Source organism: Xanthomonas cannabis pv. cannabis (assembly GCF_000802365.1).
Lineage (GTDB): Bacteria > Pseudomonadota > Gammaproteobacteria > Xanthomonadales > Xanthomonadaceae > Xanthomonas > Xanthomonas cannabis.
Genome location: NZ_JSZE01000079.1, coordinates 13,412 through 29,064, shown reverse-complemented (window position 1 = coordinate 29,064; position 15,653 = coordinate 13,412). Strand labels below are relative to the sequence as shown.

General features: G+C 66.9%; 14 protein-coding genes. 13 read left to right on the top strand and 1 reads right to left on the bottom strand.

The features are described from left to right. Positions 1 to 166: 166 nt before the first annotated feature. The gene (locus OZ10_RS13940) at positions 167 to 1,027 is read right to left on the bottom strand and encodes a 2OG-Fe(II) oxygenase (protein ID WP_039414082.1); all 861 of its coding nucleotides are present in this window, start codon (positions 1,025 to 1,027) and stop codon (positions 167 to 169) included. Between the two features lie 187 nt (positions 1,028 to 1,214). On the opposite strand from OZ10_RS13940, the gene OZ10_RS13935 reads away from it, so the two are divergent. The 13 genes from OZ10_RS13935 (at position 1,215) to gspM (ending at position 15,652) form a co-directional block, all read left to right on the top strand. Next, positions 1,215 to 2,687: a hypothetical protein gene (locus OZ10_RS13935; RefSeq protein WP_039414079.1), complete on the top strand. Its 1,473-nt coding sequence runs from the start codon at positions 1,215 to 1,217 to the stop codon at positions 2,685 to 2,687. Between the two features lie 77 nt (positions 2,688 to 2,764). Beyond that, positions 2,765 to 5,413 carry a TonB-dependent receptor domain-containing protein gene (locus OZ10_RS13930; RefSeq protein WP_039565459.1) on the top strand — a complete coding sequence of 883 codons (2,649 nt, stop codon included), beginning with the start codon at positions 2,765 to 2,767 and terminating at the stop codon, positions 5,411 to 5,413. Positions 5,414 to 5,571: 158 nt separating this feature from the next. Beyond that, on the top strand, positions 5,572 to 6,387 hold the full coding sequence (locus tag OZ10_RS13925) for a type II secretion system protein N (protein ID WP_039565458.1): 816 nt from the start codon (positions 5,572 to 5,574) through the stop codon (positions 6,385 to 6,387). Further along, a complete protein-coding gene (gene gspD / locus OZ10_RS13920; RefSeq protein WP_039565455.1) occupies positions 6,384 to 8,471 on the top strand; it encodes a type II secretion system secretin GspD in 2,088 nt (695 codons plus the stop codon). The genes OZ10_RS13925 and gspD overlap by 4 nt, the downstream gene beginning before the upstream one ends. A gap of 4 nt (positions 8,472 to 8,475) precedes the next feature. Continuing rightward, positions 8,476 to 9,963, top strand: a complete 1,488-nt coding sequence (gene gspE, locus OZ10_RS13915; protein WP_052210033.1) for a type II secretion system ATPase GspE — start codon at positions 8,476 to 8,478, stop codon at positions 9,961 to 9,963. Next, the gene (gspF, locus tag OZ10_RS13910) at positions 9,950 to 11,152 is read left to right on the top strand and encodes a type II secretion system inner membrane protein GspF (RefSeq protein ID WP_039565454.1); all 1,203 of its coding nucleotides are present in this window, start codon (positions 9,950 to 9,952) and stop codon (positions 11,150 to 11,152) included. Before gspE ends, gspF begins: the two co-directional genes overlap by 14 nt. Positions 11,153 to 11,179: 27 nt before the next feature. After that, positions 11,180 to 11,644 carry a type II secretion system major pseudopilin GspG gene (gspG, locus tag OZ10_RS13905; protein WP_039565452.1) on the top strand — a complete coding sequence of 155 codons (465 nt, stop codon included), beginning with the start codon at positions 11,180 to 11,182 and terminating at the stop codon, positions 11,642 to 11,644. A 48-nt stretch (positions 11,645 to 11,692) separates the two neighbouring features. Further along, entirely contained in the window at positions 11,693 to 12,157 is a 465-nt protein-coding gene (locus OZ10_RS13900) for a GspH/FimT family pseudopilin (protein WP_039414059.1), read from the top strand. Further along, the gene (gene gspI, locus OZ10_RS13895) at positions 12,141 to 12,521 is read left to right on the top strand and encodes a type II secretion system minor pseudopilin GspI (RefSeq protein ID WP_039414056.1); all 381 of its coding nucleotides are present in this window, start codon (positions 12,141 to 12,143) and stop codon (positions 12,519 to 12,521) included. The genes OZ10_RS13900 and gspI overlap by 17 nt, the downstream gene beginning before the upstream one ends. Further along, positions 12,518 to 13,120 carry a type II secretion system minor pseudopilin GspJ gene (gene gspJ / locus OZ10_RS13890; protein WP_039414053.1) on the top strand — a complete coding sequence of 201 codons (603 nt, stop codon included), beginning with the start codon at positions 12,518 to 12,520 and terminating at the stop codon, positions 13,118 to 13,120. Before gspI ends, gspJ begins: the two co-directional genes overlap by 4 nt. After that, positions 13,117 to 14,109 (top strand): type II secretion system minor pseudopilin GspK, encoded by a 993-nt coding sequence (gene gspK, locus OZ10_RS13885; protein ID WP_039414050.1) that lies wholly within the window; start codon positions 13,117 to 13,119, stop codon positions 14,107 to 14,109. Before gspJ ends, gspK begins: the two co-directional genes overlap by 4 nt. After that, positions 14,106 to 15,197, top strand: a complete 1,092-nt coding sequence (gene gspL, locus OZ10_RS13880; RefSeq protein WP_039565450.1) for a type II secretion system protein GspL — start codon at positions 14,106 to 14,108, stop codon at positions 15,195 to 15,197. The genes gspK and gspL overlap by 4 nt, the downstream gene beginning before the upstream one ends. Continuing rightward, entirely contained in the window at positions 15,194 to 15,652 is a 459-nt protein-coding gene (gene gspM, locus OZ10_RS13875; RefSeq protein ID WP_039565448.1) for a type II secretion system protein GspM, read from the top strand. Before gspL ends, gspM begins: the two co-directional genes overlap by 4 nt. Position 15,653: the final 1 nt, after the last annotated feature.

The following is a 15,653-nucleotide window of genomic DNA, read 5'->3' as shown; positions in this document are numbered from 1 at the left end:
GTGGGCGGGCAAGGACCAGTCGCGATAGTCGGTACGCAGCGTTTTGACAAGCAATCGACAAGTGGCGTGACGCGGTGCCTTCGCCGGGGAGCTGATCTCATCCTCTGGACAAGTCGTCGGCAGCGCAGCAGTCCCATGGCGACCGCATACGGAGTGCTTGTCGTTGTCAGACGGGCATGCGTACTGGGCGCTCGCGCAACCACTTGGTTGCCACCCACTTTTCGCCGGCCAATACGGGAGCGCCGGCATGCAGGCTACGCGTCATCGGGTGCGGGCGGTCGTAGCTGAAAAACACTGCGTTACCTTTCACTGCCGCGACGTCCAGATGCACATCGGGGAAGCGGGTGGAACCACCGCGTTCGGGCGTGTTGAGGTACATCACCAACGACGCGACGCGTTGACCGCCGGCCTGCAGCAGCACCGGCGTGCCCGCGGCGTCGGGGTCGAAGTAATCGTAGTGCGGCTGATATTCCGCACCGGTGACGTAGCGCAACACCTGCAGGCCTTCGCCGTGGTCCACCGGCCAATCGAGCAGGCGCGAGATGCGCGCTTCTATGCTTCGGCAAAGTGCATCCTGGCCCAGCTGCAGGCACATGCTGTGGCTGGTGCGTGCCGCATGCACGATCTGCGCGCCGTTGCGGTTGTCTACCGTACGTGAGCGCACCAGGTGCGGTTGTGCGAGTGCGATCAGTGCATCGCATTCGGTATCGGACAGGAACTTCTCCAGCACCACCACGCGCGGCAGCAGCAGGCTGACCAGTACGCGCACCTGGCGATCGCCCAGATCCAGTAGTGATGCATCGTCGTGTTGCAGCAGTGCGGGTACGCGCATCGGCAAGGGCAGACCGTTTGCCTGTGCGTGTTGCTGGATATGGGCGCGCACCAGCGTCTCGACTGCATCGATGGCGTCCTGCTCGTTCCAGCCCTGATCGAGCAATGGCTGTAGCGCTTGCTCGGGTGGTTGGCCGGCCACGGCCTGCGCAACGATCCAGTCGGCCAATGCTGGAGCAATCGGGAGGGATGTCATCCCGCCACAGTGCATGCCGAGCTGTGTCAGTGGTGTGTCAAATGTGTCGTGGTAAGACAAATGCAACAGACGCCCCCTATAACGGTGACGGGGATCTTGAACGTGCTCGCCACTGCAGTGAGCGGAACGCAACCAATTCTTGACGACTCCTCTTCATACCGGACCTTTTGACCTGGAGATCAGCCGCATGTCCGTTCGCAATAGCAGCAAGACACTTCTCATGACGTTCGGGACCGCGCTGGCATTGTCTGCCTGCGGTGGCGGTGCCGACCGTGTCGCGTCGCCGGGCGAAGGCGCGTTTCCGCCCGCACCGGCGCCCGCACCGACGCCGGCGCCCACGCCTGCACCGACGCCTGCACCCACACCGACCGGCCCGGCCGCGGATTGCCCGACCGGCTTTTCCAACGTGGGCACCATCGCCAACAACACGCTGCGCTCGTGTCAGTTGCCGGAGACCATCACCGGCAATCTGGTGGTGCCGGCCCGTGCAGGCACGGCGTATTCGATCAGCGGGCGTGTCAACGTCGGCACCGATCGCGGTGGCAATGCCACCGCGCCAGCGGCCGGCAGCACGCAGGGCATCCTGACCATCGAACCGGGCGTGACCCTGTACGGTTCTGCCGGTAGCGATTACATCGTGGTCAACCGCGGCTCGCAGATCTTTGCCGAAGGCAGCGCCACCGCACCGATCGTGTTCACTGCGCGCCAGGCGCTGGATGGCACGGTGAGCGCCAACACCATCGGCCTGTGGGGCGGCATCGTGGTGCTGGGTCGTGCGGCGATCAATAACTGCCCGGGCACCACCGTGTCGGGCACACCGGAGTGCCAGGCGCAGGTCGAGGGCACCAACGCGTTCTACGGCGGTAACAGCGCCACCGACAACAGCGGCTCGTTACGCTACCTGCGCGTGATGTATTCGGGCTTTGAAATCTCGCCCAACAACGAGCTGCAGGGCATCACCCTGGCCGGCGTGGGCAGCGGCACGCGCCTGGATTACGTGCAGATCCACAACAGCTCCGACGACGGCATCGAATGGTTCGGTGGCACCGTCAACGGCAGCCACATCGTGATCACCGGCGCCGACGACGATTCGCTGGATACCGATGCCGGCTGGAGCGGCGCCCTGCAGTACGGCATCGTGGTGCAGCGCGCCGGTGGCGGCGACCGCATGAACGAGTGGAGCAGCCTGCGTCGCCAGCCGTATTCGCGCCCGAAGGTGGCCAACTTCACCTATGTGGGCAATGCGCGCGCCGGTGCGGCGATCATGCTCAACCAGGGCACCCAGGCAGCGTTCTACAACTCGGTGTTCACCCGTCCGGCCGGCGGCACCGGCGATGGCCTGGTGTGCCTGAACATGGCTGACGCCGACACCGCCGGCACCTTCCACTCGGTGTTCTTCGCCTGCCCGACCGCATTCGGCAGCGATGCACGTGCAGCCAGCCAGTTTGCAGCCGGCACCAACAACGTTGCCAACGGCGTGTCCACGCTGCAGAACACCTTCGTCAATGGCGCCAACGAAACCGCAGTACCGGCGTTCCAGGGCTTGAACGGGGTGAGCAGCTTCTTCCAGCAGGTGAACTACATCGGCGGCGTGCGCGATGCCAACGACACCTGGTGGCAAGGCTGGACCTGCGGCCTGACCGCCGATCGTCCCTGCTGAGGCACGGCCTTGCGCGGCGGCCCGACGCCGCCGCGCGATGCGTCCCGCTTCATCTTTCTGTTGCCAGGGCTCCCACGATGCGAACCTCCACTGTTGCCCGTCTCTCGCGGACGGGCCTGTCTCTTTCCATTTCCACCTTGCTGATGTCCGGCGCCGCACTGGCGCAGTCGACCACCAGCGATGCTGCCGGCGGCAGCAGTTCCAGTGCCGCCATTGCGCCCAAGCAACTCGACCAGGTCGTGGTGCGCGGCGAGTACATTCCCGAACCGATGCTGCAGACCTCCGAAGTGGCCTCGTTCGTCACCCGCGAGGACATGGAGCGCACCGGCGACAGCAGCGCGGCGGTGGCGTTGACGCGCGTCACCGGCCTGAGCCTGTCGCGCGGCAAGTATGTGTATGTGCGCGGCCTGGGCGAGCGCTATTCGTCGGCGTTGTTCAACGGCTCGCCGTTGCCCAGCCCCGAGCCAATGCAGCGCGTGGTGCCGCTGGACCTGTTCCCCAGCGACGTGCTGCAAAGCGTGACCGTGCAGAAGACCTATTCGGCCGATTACCCCGGTGAATTCGGCGGTGGCGTGATCGATCTGCAGTCGATGACGGTCCCGGACAAGCCGTTCCTGTCGCTCACCGTGGGCCGCGGCGCCAATAGCGTCAGTACCGGCGAGAAGGGCCTGACGTATTACGGCTCCGGCGACGACGAGTGGGGCTTTGATGATGGCACGCGCAAGCAGCCGGGCGCGTTGCGCGATGCGATCGGCAGTGGGCGCCGCGTGGACCTGGGGAATTTCTCGCGCGAGGACATCCGCCGCATCGGGCGCAGCATGAACGACGCCAACCTGTATGTGCTGCAGGAAAAGGACAGCATCGCCCCGGACGTCAACGTGGGCGGCAGCGCCGGCTACAGCATGGACGTGGGCGAGGCCAAGCTGGGCATCGTCGCCGTTGCCAGCTACGACAACGAATGGCGCACGCGGACCGGCAAGCAGCAGGACGGCATCTTTGTCGGCGACAGCGTGGAGTTCAATTCCAACTACGATTTCGCCACCACCCGCAACAACGTGCGCAGCAACGGCATGCTGGGGCTGGGCTGGGAATACGGGCGCCACAAGATCGGCTGGACCACCTTGTATGTGCACGACGCACTGAAGGTGGCGCGCAGCCGTGCCGGCCGCGATGAGCTGGCAGGTTTCGATGTGCGCGACGACAACACCGAGTGGTACGAGCGCCAGCTGATCAACAACCAGCTGCTCGGCTCGCATGCGTTCGGCGAATACGATGACCTCGAGATCGAATGGCGCGCCGCAGTGGCCAATGCAAGCCGCGATGTGCCCTACGAGACCGGCATCCGCTACGAGTTGCTGGATGGCTACTGGGCGCACGATGCGTCGCGCGTGCAGAACTACACGCGCTTCAGCAAGGTCGATGACACCGTGGCCAGCGGTGGCGTGGATATCACCTGGCGCCTGCCGATCGAGCACGACCTCACCATCAAGGGCGGCCTGGCGTATCTGGACAACGACCGCAGCGCGTGGAGCCGCGAATTCCGTTTCCTGGCGCTGGATGGCCCGCTGCCGTTCCTGAACCAGTATCAGCGCGTGGACTATCTGCTCTCCGACTACAACCTCAGCAACGACCTGCTGCGGCTGCGCGAGACCACCGGCAGTTTCGGTGCGGCCGCCTACGACGCCACCTTGAAGGTGAAGGCGGCGTACCTGCAGGCCGAAGGCGAGATCGTGCCGACCCTGCGGGCCACCGTGGGCGTGCGTTACGAGGACGCCACCCAGGCGGTGCATCCGTACGACATCTTCAGCGGCGCGCGGCAGGACAGCGTGGCGCCGCTGCAGAACAGCTACGCGCTGCCCTCGGCGACGGTGACCTGGAATCTTGCCGAGAACCAGCAGCTGCGCTTCGGCGCCTCCAAGACCATCGCGCGGCCGCAGTTCCGCGAAATGGCGCCGCAGCAGTATCTGGACCCGGATATCGACCGCCAGTTCTTCGGCAACCCGTTCCTGGTGGACAGCGAGCTGGTCAATCTGGATGCGCGCTACGAGTGGTTCTTCGAGCCGGGCCAGTACGTCACCATCGGCGCCTTCTACAAGGACATCGACAAGCCGATCGAAGCCATCGTCAACGACGCGCCCGGCGGCGGCATCGTGCAGAGCTTCATCAATGCGCCCAAGGCCACGCTGTACGGCGTGGAGCTGGAGGCCAAGAAGTACCTGGACCTGCCGATCGCCGCGGACTGGTGGGGCGACAAGCGCGTGTTCGTGTCCGGCAATTACACGCGTACCATCTCGGAGGTAAGCGCCAGCGCCGGCGACACGGTGCAGCCGTTCGGCTTCAGCGCACCGGTGCAGGCCAACCTGTTCATTCGTGATGGCTCCGCACTGCAGGGGCAATCGGATGACATCGCCAATCTGCAGATCGGCGTGGAAAGCGAGAGCACGCACAGCCAGGCCACGTTGATCGCCAATTACGTGGGCGAGCGGGTATCGGCACGTGGCCGGCCCGGCCAGCCGGATTACATCGACAAGCCCGGCACGTCGCTGGATCTGGTGATCAAGAAAGGCCTGGTGTGGTCGGGCGATACGTTGTCGGTGAACGTTGCCGCACGCAATCTGCTCAAGACCAAATACCAGGAGTATCAAAAGCTGGGCAGCAACCGGGTGGACCTGTACACCTATCAGCCCGGAATCAGTTATGACATCAGTGTGACCGCACGCTTTTGAGCCGTCGCACGCGTCCGTCACCGCAAACGCCCGTCGTGCCACGCACGGCGGGCGTTTGCGTTCTGCCGCACGTCGGCCTGTGCCGGCCTGTGTCACCGCTTTCTTCGAACTGACACATTGCTGCCGCATTCTGTCATCCGTTCGCAATCCTGAGACGGATGTCTGCTTTGCAGCGCGTATTACCCCCCTTGAATGCCGTCATGTCGCTGCGTGGTGTACGCACCGCCGTGGTCTGCGCGCTGGCCGTCCTGCTGGCGGTACAGGCGCTGCGCCTGGTGTGGCTGGTGGTCACGCCGATCGGCCCGTTGGGCACGCGAGCGCCCGCCATCGAGGCGACATTGGATCTGTCTGCGCTTGGCCGCGACGTGTTCTATCGCAACGTCGGCGACGCCAGCAGCGATGGGATCGTGCTGCATGGTGTGCGCGCCGGTGACACGCACGCGGCCGCCTATCTCAGTCGCGGCGACGGCAGACAGGGCGCCTACCGGGTCGGCGATGCGGTGGTGCCCGGTGTGGTGGTGCAGGCGATCGCTGCCGACCATGTGCTGCTGCGCACCGGCAGCGGCGTGCGCCGGCTGGGGTTGATCGACGCTGCGCCGCAGATGCCCGCCTCGACGACACCGGTAGCGGGCACGACGACAGCAGGCACGGCCGCTGCGGTGATGTCGAACGTGGGCAACGCCACCCACGCATCCGCCGCCGCCGCCGTGGACCCGCAGCAGTTGCTGAGCTCCGCCGGCTTACGCGCAAGCGAGGACGGCAGCGGCTACACGCTCATGCCGCGCGGCGATGGGGCATTGCTGCGACAGGCCGGCCTGGCCGCCGGCGACGTCCTGACCCAGATCAACGGCCGCACCCTCGATGCCGAACACCTGCGCGAGCTGCAGGACGAGCTACGCGATGGTCAGGCGGCCACGCTGACTTACCGCCGCAACGGCCAGACCCACACCATGACCCTGAAGCGCCCGCAATGAGTGCCGTTCGTCCCCTCTGGCTGATGACGGCCACCTTGTTGCTCGCGCTGCCCGCCATGCCGGTCGTATCGCTGCGCGCGGCAGATGCGCCGGCCGTGCGCCTGCAGGATGTGGACCTGCGCGCCTTCATCCAGGATGTGTCGCGCGCCACCGGCATCACCTTCATCGTGGACACGCGCGTGCAGGGCACGGTGAACGTGGCGCGTGCGCAGGCGATGTCCGAGGCCGATCTGCTGGGCATGCTGCTGGCGGTGCTGCGTGCCAATGGCTTGATTGCAGTGTCCAGCGGGCCGGCGACCTACCGCATCATTCCCGACGACACCGCCGCGCAACAGCCCGGCAGTGCGGCCGATGGCAATCTGGGGTTCGCGACGCAGGTGTTCACCCTGCAGCGTGTGGATGCGCGCAGCGCCGCAGAAATCCTCAAGCCGCTGATCGGGCGCGGCGGGGTCATCATGGCGATGCCGCAAGGCAACAGCCTGTTGATTGCCGACTACGCCGATAACCTGCGCCGCATCCGCACCTTGGTGGCGCAGATCGATACCGACCGCGCGGCCATCGATACGGTGACGTTGCGCAACAGCTCGGCGCAGGAACTGGCGCGCACCTTGACCACGCTGTTCGGGCAAGGCGGCGAGCGCAGCAATGTGCTGTCGGTGTTGGCGGTGGACAGCAGCAACTCGCTGATCGTGCGTGGCGACCCCGCACTGGTGCAGCGGGTGGTGCGCACCGCAGTGGACCTGGACGGACGCGCGGAACGTCGTGGCGATGTCAGTGTGGTGCGGCTGCAGCACGCCAGCGCCGAGCAATTGCTGCCGGTGTTGCAGCAACTGGTCGGGCAGACCCCGGGTAATGAGGCGCAGCCCGGGCAGGACACGCGCCCCACTGCGGTGGATGTGGCTGCCGCCGCCACCGGCGCCGCGCAGACGCAGGTGATCACCCCGGCCGCTGGCAAGCGCCCGGTGATCGTGCGCTACCCCGGTTCCAATGCGCTGATCATCAATGCCGACCCGGAAACGCAGCGCGCCTTGATGGACGTGATCCGCCAATTGGACGTGCATCGCGAGCAGGTGCTGGTCGAGGCGATCGTGGTGGAGATCTCCGACACCGCTGCAAAGCGCCTGGGCGTGCAGCTGCTGCTGGCCGGCCGCAACGGCACCGTGCCGTTGATCGCCACGCAGTACAGCGGCGCGTCGCCGGGCATCGTGCCGCTGGCCGCTGCGGCCGCCGGTACCCGCAGCGGCAATGCCGATGACGATTCGGTGCTGGAACAGGCGCGCAATGTGGCCGCGCAATCGCTGCTGGGCTTAAGCGGCGGTTTGATCGGGCTGGCCGGGCAAAGCAACGATGCGGTGTTCGGCATGATCATCGATGCGGTCAAGAGCGACACCGGCTCCAATCTGTTGTCCACCCCGTCGATCATGACCCTGGACAACGAACAGGCACGCATCCTGGTCGGCCAGGAAGTGCCGATCACCACCGGCGAAGTGCTGGGCGCGGCCAACGACAACCCGTTCCGCACCATCCAGCGCCAGGACGTGGGCGTGGAGCTGGAAGTGCGCCCGCAGATCAACACCGCCGGTGGCATCACCCTGGCGATCAAGCAGGAAGTCTCGGCCATTGCCGGGCCGGTCAGCGCGCAGTCCTCGGAGCTGGTGTTCAACAAGCGCCAGATCGAGACGCGCGTGGTGGTGGAGAACGGCGCCATCGTTGCGCTCGGTGGCCTGCTCGACCAGAACGATCGCCAGACCGTCGAAAAGGTGCCTCTGCTCGGCGATGTGCCCGGGCTGGGTGCGTTGTTCCGGCACAGGTCGCGCAACCGCGACAAGACCAACCTGATGGTGTTCATCCGCCCCACCATCATCCGCGATGCCGCCGATGCGCAGCGCATGACCGCACCGCGTTACAACTACCTGCGCGATCGGCAGCTGGCCGATGGCGATCCGGAAGCGGCGCTCGATGCGTTGGTGCGCGGCTATTTGCGGGCACAGCCGCCGCAGTTGCCGGCCGGCCCATCGTCGGTCGTGCCGAAGCGGACACCGGCACCCACGCCTGTGCCCGCTGCACGTCCCGCGCAGCGCTGATGCCATGACCACTGCACGCGCCAGCATTTCGTACGCGTTCGCCAAGCGCCACGGCGTGGTGTTGCTTGGCAGCGACACTGCCGCGCAGATCGGCCTGCGCGAAGGCGGCGATGTGCAGGCCTTGATCGAATTGCGGCGTGCGCTGGGCATGCCGCTGCAGGTGCGCACGCTGGCGCCATCGGTGTTCGACCGGCACGTGTCGGAGATCTACGCCGATGCCGGGCTGGAGCAGGGCGTGCAGGTCGAGGCGCTGGACCTGCACGGCAGCCTGGATTCGTTGATCGACGACATCCCTACCGCCGATTTGCTCGACAGCCAGGACGATGCGCCGATCATCCGCCTGATCAACGGCATCATCGCCGAGGCCGCGCGCCTGGGCGCCTCGGACGTGCATCTGGAATCCTACGAATCGCGCCTGCGGGTGCGCCTGCGCGTGGATGGGGTAATGCGCGAAGCAGCGACGTTGCCCGGACGCATCGCGCCGTTGCTGGTGTCGCGGGTCAAGGTGATGGCGCGGCTGGATATCGCCGAAAAACGTATCCCGCAGGATGGCCGCGTGTCGCTGGTGATGGGCGCCAAGGCACTGGATGTGCGCGTCTCCACCTTGCCCACGCGCGGTAGCGAGCGGGTGGTGCTGCGTATTCTGGACAAGGAACAGGGCACGCTGTCGCTGGCGCAGCTGGGCATGCCTCCGGCGGTGATGCGCACCGTGCAGCGCGCCTTGCAGGTGCCCAACGGCATCGTGCTGGTCACCGGCCCTACCGGATCGGGCAAGACCACCACGCTGTATGCAGCGCTGAGCCTGCTCAACGATGGCTCGCGCAACATCCTCACTGTCGAAGACCCGGTGGAATACGCCATCGATGGCGTCGGCCAGACCCAGGTCAACGCACGTGTGGGAATGACCTTCGCCGCCGGCCTGCGCGCCATCCTGCGCCAGGACCCGGACGTGGTGATGATCGGCGAGATCCGCGACACCGAGACCGCACAGATCGCGGTGCAGGCCAGCCTCACCGGCCATCTGGTGCTCTCCACCGTGCACACCAACGACGCGGTGGGGGCGGTCACGCGCCTGCGCGACATGGGCATCGAACCATTCCTGCTGGCATCGAGCCTGCGGCTGATCCTGGCGCAGCGTCTGGTGCGGCGCTTGTGCCCGCAGTGCCGCTGCGAGCGCACGATCGACGCGGGTACGCGCCAACTACTGGATGCGCCTGCCGACGCATTGATCTACACAGCCGTGGGCTGCAGCGCCTGCCACCACAGCGGCTACGCCGGGCGCGTAGGCATCTACGAAGCCATCGCGGTGGACGATGCGATGCGCCGCCTGATCGGCGACAACGCCGACGAAGACGCGCTGGCGGAGGTGGCCTTTGCGCGTGCGCCGCGGCTGGGCGATGCCGCACGCGCCGCCGTGTTGCAAGGCCTGACCACGCTGGAAGAAGCGCTGCGTGTGACCCGTCAGCAGGACGACGCGCATGCCGCAGTTTGATTACACCGTGCTCGATCTGCAGGGGCGCAACCGGCACGGCGTGATCAGCGCCGACAGCGTACACAGTGCGCGTACGCAGCTGGAGCAGCGGCAATGGGTGCCCGTGCGGGTGGAAGCGGCCGCGGCGACCGCCGGCACGGCCGTGCGCGCTGCGCGCTTCAGCGGCAAGGACCTGGTGTTGTTCACCCGCCAGCTGTCCACCCTGGTGGAAACCGCGCCACTGGAAGAAGCCCTGCGCACCATCGGCACCCAGTCCGAACGCCGTGGCGTGCGCCGGGTCACCAGCCAGACGCATGGCCTGGTGCTCGAAGGGTTTCGCCTGTCCGATGCGATGGCACGCCAGGGCAAGGCGTTTCCCGCGTTGTATCGCGCGATGGTGGCCGCCGGCGAAAGCGCGGGCGCCTTGCCGCAGGTACTGGAACGCCTGGCCGATCTGCTCGAACGCCAGGCGCAGGTCCGCAGCAAGCTGCAGTCTGCACTGGTCTATCCCGCCGCACTTGCATTGACAGCCGGTGCGGTGGTGATCGTGCTGATGACCTTCGTGGTGCCCAAGGTGGTGGACCAGTTCGATTCGATGGGCCGCGCCTTGCCCTGGCTGACGCGTGCGGTGATCGGCGTGTCGCAGTTTCTGCTGCATGCAGGCATCCCGTTACTCCTTGCGCTGGTGGTTGCGGCGATGGCCGCGTTGCACATGCTCAAACGCCCGGCGCTGCGCCTGGCAGCGGACCGCGCGCTCTTGCGTGCGCCCCTGCTGGGCCGGCTGATCCGCGATCTGCATGCCGCGCGCATGGCACGCACGCTGGCGATCATGGTCAACAGCGGCCTGCCGTTGATGGAGGGCCTGATGATTGCCGCGCGCACCGTGGACAACCGTGCGTTGCGGCTGGCTACCGACAGCATGGTCACCGCGATCCGCGAAGGCGGCAGCCTGGCCGCGGCGATGAAGCGCGCGGGGGTGTTTCCACCGACGTTGCTGTACATGGCCTCCAGCGGTGAAAACAGCGGGCGCCTGGCGCCGATGCTGGAGCGCGCCGCCGATTATCTGGAACGCGAATTCGAGTCGTTCACCACCGCCACGATGAGCCTGCTGGAGCCGGCCATCATCGTGCTGCTGGGCGGGGTGGTGGCGGTCATCGTGCTGTCGATCCTGTTGCCCATCCTGCAATTCAACACCCTCGCGCTTGGTTGAGCGCGGCCGCTTCTTACGGAGATCCTCATGCAGCCCATTCAATGCCGTGAACGCATCGACGCGCTTACCTCACGCAAGCGTGCGCGTGGCTTCACCCTGGTCGAGCTGATGGTGGTCATCGTCATCATCGGCCTGCTCGCCACCGTGGTGATGATCAACGTGATGCCCAGCCAGGACCGCGCGATGGTGGAAAAGGCGCGCGCTGACGTGGCGGTGCTGGAACAGGCACTGGAAACCTATCGGCTGGACAACCTCAGCTACCCGAGCACCGAACAGGGCCTGCAGGCCTTGCTCACCGCGCCGAGCGGCCTGACCCGGCCGGAACGTTATCGGCAGGGCGGCTATATCCGCCGGCTGCCGGAAGACCCGTGGGGCCACGCCTATCAATACCGGCGTCCGGGCCGCAATGGCGGCTTCGACGTCTACTCGTTTGGCGCCGATGGTGCAGAGGGCGGCGATGCCGACAACGCCGATATCGGCAACTGGCGCTGAGTGCCGACAGTGCCTGCCACTGCACAGCGAGCATCCATGTGCACGCAAATGCGCGCGGCGCCAACGCACGCACGCGGCTTTACCCTGCTCGAAGTGCTCGCGGTACTGGTGATCACCGCGCTTGCCAGCACGCTGGTGGTGATGACGTTGCCCAGTACGCAGCGCAATCTGCACGATCACGCCGATACGCTGGCCAGCGCGCTGATGCAGGCACGCGATGAGGCGATCATGAGTTTGCGCATGGTGGAGGTCAGTATCGATGCCGGCGGCTATGCGTTCCGTCGCCAGGCGCAGCAGCGCTGGATCGCGCTGGATGAAACGCCGTTCGCAGCCATGCGCTGGCCGGACGGCATCCAGGCGCAGTTGCCTGCCGGCAGCGAGCGACTGAGCGTGCGTTTCGATCCCACCGGCGCGGCCACGCCGCAACGCATCGCATTGGGGGATGGGCGGCAGCAGATGCAGGTGGTGGTGGATGCCGCCGGTGTGGTGCAGGTCGATGCGCCCCCTCGCTGAGCCACGCGCATCGGGCGGATTTTCGCTGCTCGAACTGATGGTCGCGCTGGCGATCTTCGGGATGGCCGTGGTCGGTCTGTTGAATCTGTCCGGCGAGAGCACTCGCACGGCGGTGGTGCTGGAAGAGCGTGCATTGGCTGCGGTGGTGGCGGAAAATCAGGCGATCGAAGCGATGCTGGCGCCCGCTGCTGCCGTACGCGCACCGGCGAACGGGCAGGCAGTGCTCGGCGATCGCCGCTGGGAGTGGCAACGCCAGTCGATGCCGGCCGGCGCCGCAGGCCTGTTGCGGATCGAAGTGCGCGTGCGCGCCGCAGGCCAGGCGCAGGAAGTCGCCAGCCTGAGTGTGCTGCGGAGTGTCGAATGATCCGCAGGCAGCGCACGCGCGGCTTCACCTTGATCGAACTGCTGGTGGCTCTGGCGGTATTCGCGCTGGTGGCCGCAGCGGCGGTGGTGGTGATGCGGCAGAGCATCGATCAGCGCGATGCCGTGCGCGCGCGGCTGCAGCAGATTCGCGATTTCCAACTCATGCATGGCCTGCTGCGCAGCGACCTGCAACAGGCGGCGGTGCGCCGCACCCGCAACAGCGAGGGCGGTGCCGCCCGCAGCGCATTTGTCGCAAGCGCGCCGGGGACGCAGGGGCCGTTGTTCGGCTTCGTGCGGCGTGGCTGGAGCAACCCCGATCGGTTGCCGCGTGCGTCGCTGCAATACGTGGAATACCGCGTGGTGGATGGGCGGCTGGAGCGCAGCGCACGCCCTGCGCTCGACGGCGCAGGGGCCGGCACGCCGCAAGTGCTGTTGCGCGGTGTGCGCTCGGCAGTGGTGGCGTTCCATTACCGCGCGCAGTGGAGCGATGGCTGGAGCGGCGGGCTGGAAGCGGTGCCGGATGCGGTCGCGCTGGAGCTGGAGCTGGAACATTGGGGGCGGGTGCGCCAGCTGTTCCTGCTGCCGGAGGGGCGCACATGAGTGCGCTGCACGTCCCCGCCAGGCAACGGGGCGCGGCCTTGCTCACGGTGTTGCTGCTGGTTGCAGTGATGACCTTGCTGATGGCCGCCGTGCTGGACGATCTGCGCTTCGGCTTGCGTCGTAGCGGCAATGGCGAGGCGATGACGCAGGCGCAGTGGTACGCACTGGGGAGCGAGACCGTCGCGCGGCAACGGTTGCAGGCCATGGCAAAGCGCGATCCGCTGCGCACCACCCTGGACGGCGGCTGGAACGACCAGCCGGTCCGCTTTCCGTTGGACGACGGTGCCGTGAGCGTGCGCCTGCGCGACCGCGGCGGCTGCTTCAATCTCAACAGCGTGGTCGTCGGTGCGCCCGAGCAATGGCAGCGCAGCGATGAAGGTGCACGTCAATATCGCGCCTTGCTCGAAGTGCTGGGCATCGCGCCGCAACAGGCGCAGGCGCTGACCGATGCGCTGGTGGACTGGATCGACAGCGACGCGCAGCCCGGCCCGCAAGGGGCCGAAGACGACCGCTACCTGCAGGCCGCCGTGCCCCTGCGTACCGGTGCGACCTTGCTGGCAGGCGTCAGCGAACTGCGTGCCATCGTCGGTTACACGCCGCAACTGGTCGCGCAACTGCAGCCGTACGTGTGTGCGCTGCCGGAAGGACGCCTGTCGCCGATCAACGTCAACACGCTGCGCCTGCAGGATGCGCCGGTGCTGGTGGCGCTGACCGAAGGCGCACTGGGCCTGCCGGCCGCACGTCGCGTGATTGCGGCGCGGCCGACTGGTGGCTGGCGCGATGCGGCGGTGTTCTGGAGCGCACCGGCATTGCTGCAGGTGTCGCTGCCGGATGAGGTGTACCAGCAGATCGAACTGCGCACTGCGTACTTTTCGCTCTTCAGCCAGGTCGACCACGCCGGGGCGCAGATCATGCTGGAGGCCTTGTTGCAGCAGGATCCTGCCGGCCGCGTGCGGTTGGTGGCGCGTCAATGGAGTTCCGACCAATGAGTATCACCCTGGCATTGCTGCCAGCCGATGCAGCTGCGCCGCTCACACGGCTGCACGTGGATGCGCACGGGAACGCGAGGTTGCACGCGGTAGGGAGCGAGCAGCCCGCCGCTGCCACGCAGACGGTGCTGGTGGTGCCCGGCGCGGATGTGCATCTGCGCTGGATGCGTGTGCCCGGGCGCAGCATTGCGCAATCGGTGGCTGCGGCACGCCTGCAACTGGCCGAGCACCTGGCGGTCGACGGGCAGGCGTTGCACGTGGTCATTGCCGACCAAGCAGACAGCGATGGCGAACGCCTGGTGGCGGCCGTGGATGCAGACATCATGCGGCACTGGCTGGAGCGTGCTGCCGCCTTGGGCATCGTGCCCGATTGCGTGGCACCGGACTGCCTGCTGCTGCCGGAGGCAGCGCCCGGTCAGCCGCTCACGCTGGTGGGCTGGGACGGCCGTTGGTTGATGCGCGGCAGGCGCCTGGCCTGCAGCCTGGAACCATCGCTGGCGGCCGTGCTGCTTGCAGCACTGCCGCAGGCACCGCAATCACCGCAGGAAGACCCGCAGCACGCCATCGCGCACTTCGCCCGACACGCCGCAAGCGTGCCGATCAATCTGCGTCAGCAGGGCTTTGCCGTGCCAACGCCACAACGCGCACGCGGTAGCCGGCGCATGCTGGCCTGGCTGTCCGGGCTACTGCTGGTCTCGCCCGTGCTGCTCATGCTTGCCCAGAACCTGCGTTACGAGATCGGCGCGCAGCGACTGCAGCGAGCCGTCGCGCAGCTGCCCGGCGCCACCGCCGACAGCGGCAGGCGCGGTGCCTCGACCGCGGCACGAGGTGCGAATCAACCGGGTGCATTCGCCGCGCAGCTCGCGGCGCTGTTCGCCGCAGTCGATGCCGTGCCTGGCGCAGCGTTGGATGCGCTTGTCTATCAAGATGGCAGGCCCTTGCGCGTCACGGTGTTGCATAGCGATGCCGCGCAACTTGAACACATCACCGCTCCGCTCAGCCGTGCCGGCTGGCAACTGCGGCCCGGCACCAGCCAGACCCAGGACGACCGCATGCAGACCCCTCTTGAACTGGAGCCGCCACGATGAGCGCACTGCAACGCATGCATCCGTGGTGGCAGGCGCGTGCGCCACGCGAGCGCATCATGCTGACGGTCATGCTGCTTGCGATCGCGGCGTTCATCGCGTGGTATGCGCTGCTGGTGCCGTTGCGCCACTGGCGCCTCAGCGCGCAAGCGCGTTACGACCAGGCCGCAGCGGCGCTGCTCATTGCGCGTGCCTCACAGCCCAGCGCTACAGTGGCCGCAGTCCCGCTTGCAGGTATCGTGCAACGTGCGCAGGAGGCCGGCATCCTCATCACCCAGCAACGTCGCGGTCCTACAGGTGCGCTTGAATTGCAGATCGATGCCGTTGCCGGCCCCACCTTGTTCGCCTGGCTGGAGCAGCTGCGCCAGCGCGACGGCGTGACGCCAGCCGGGCTGGACATCCGGCGGCACGACGGCCAGCTGCAGGTGCGTTGCCGCCTGACGGGCATCGCACCGTGAG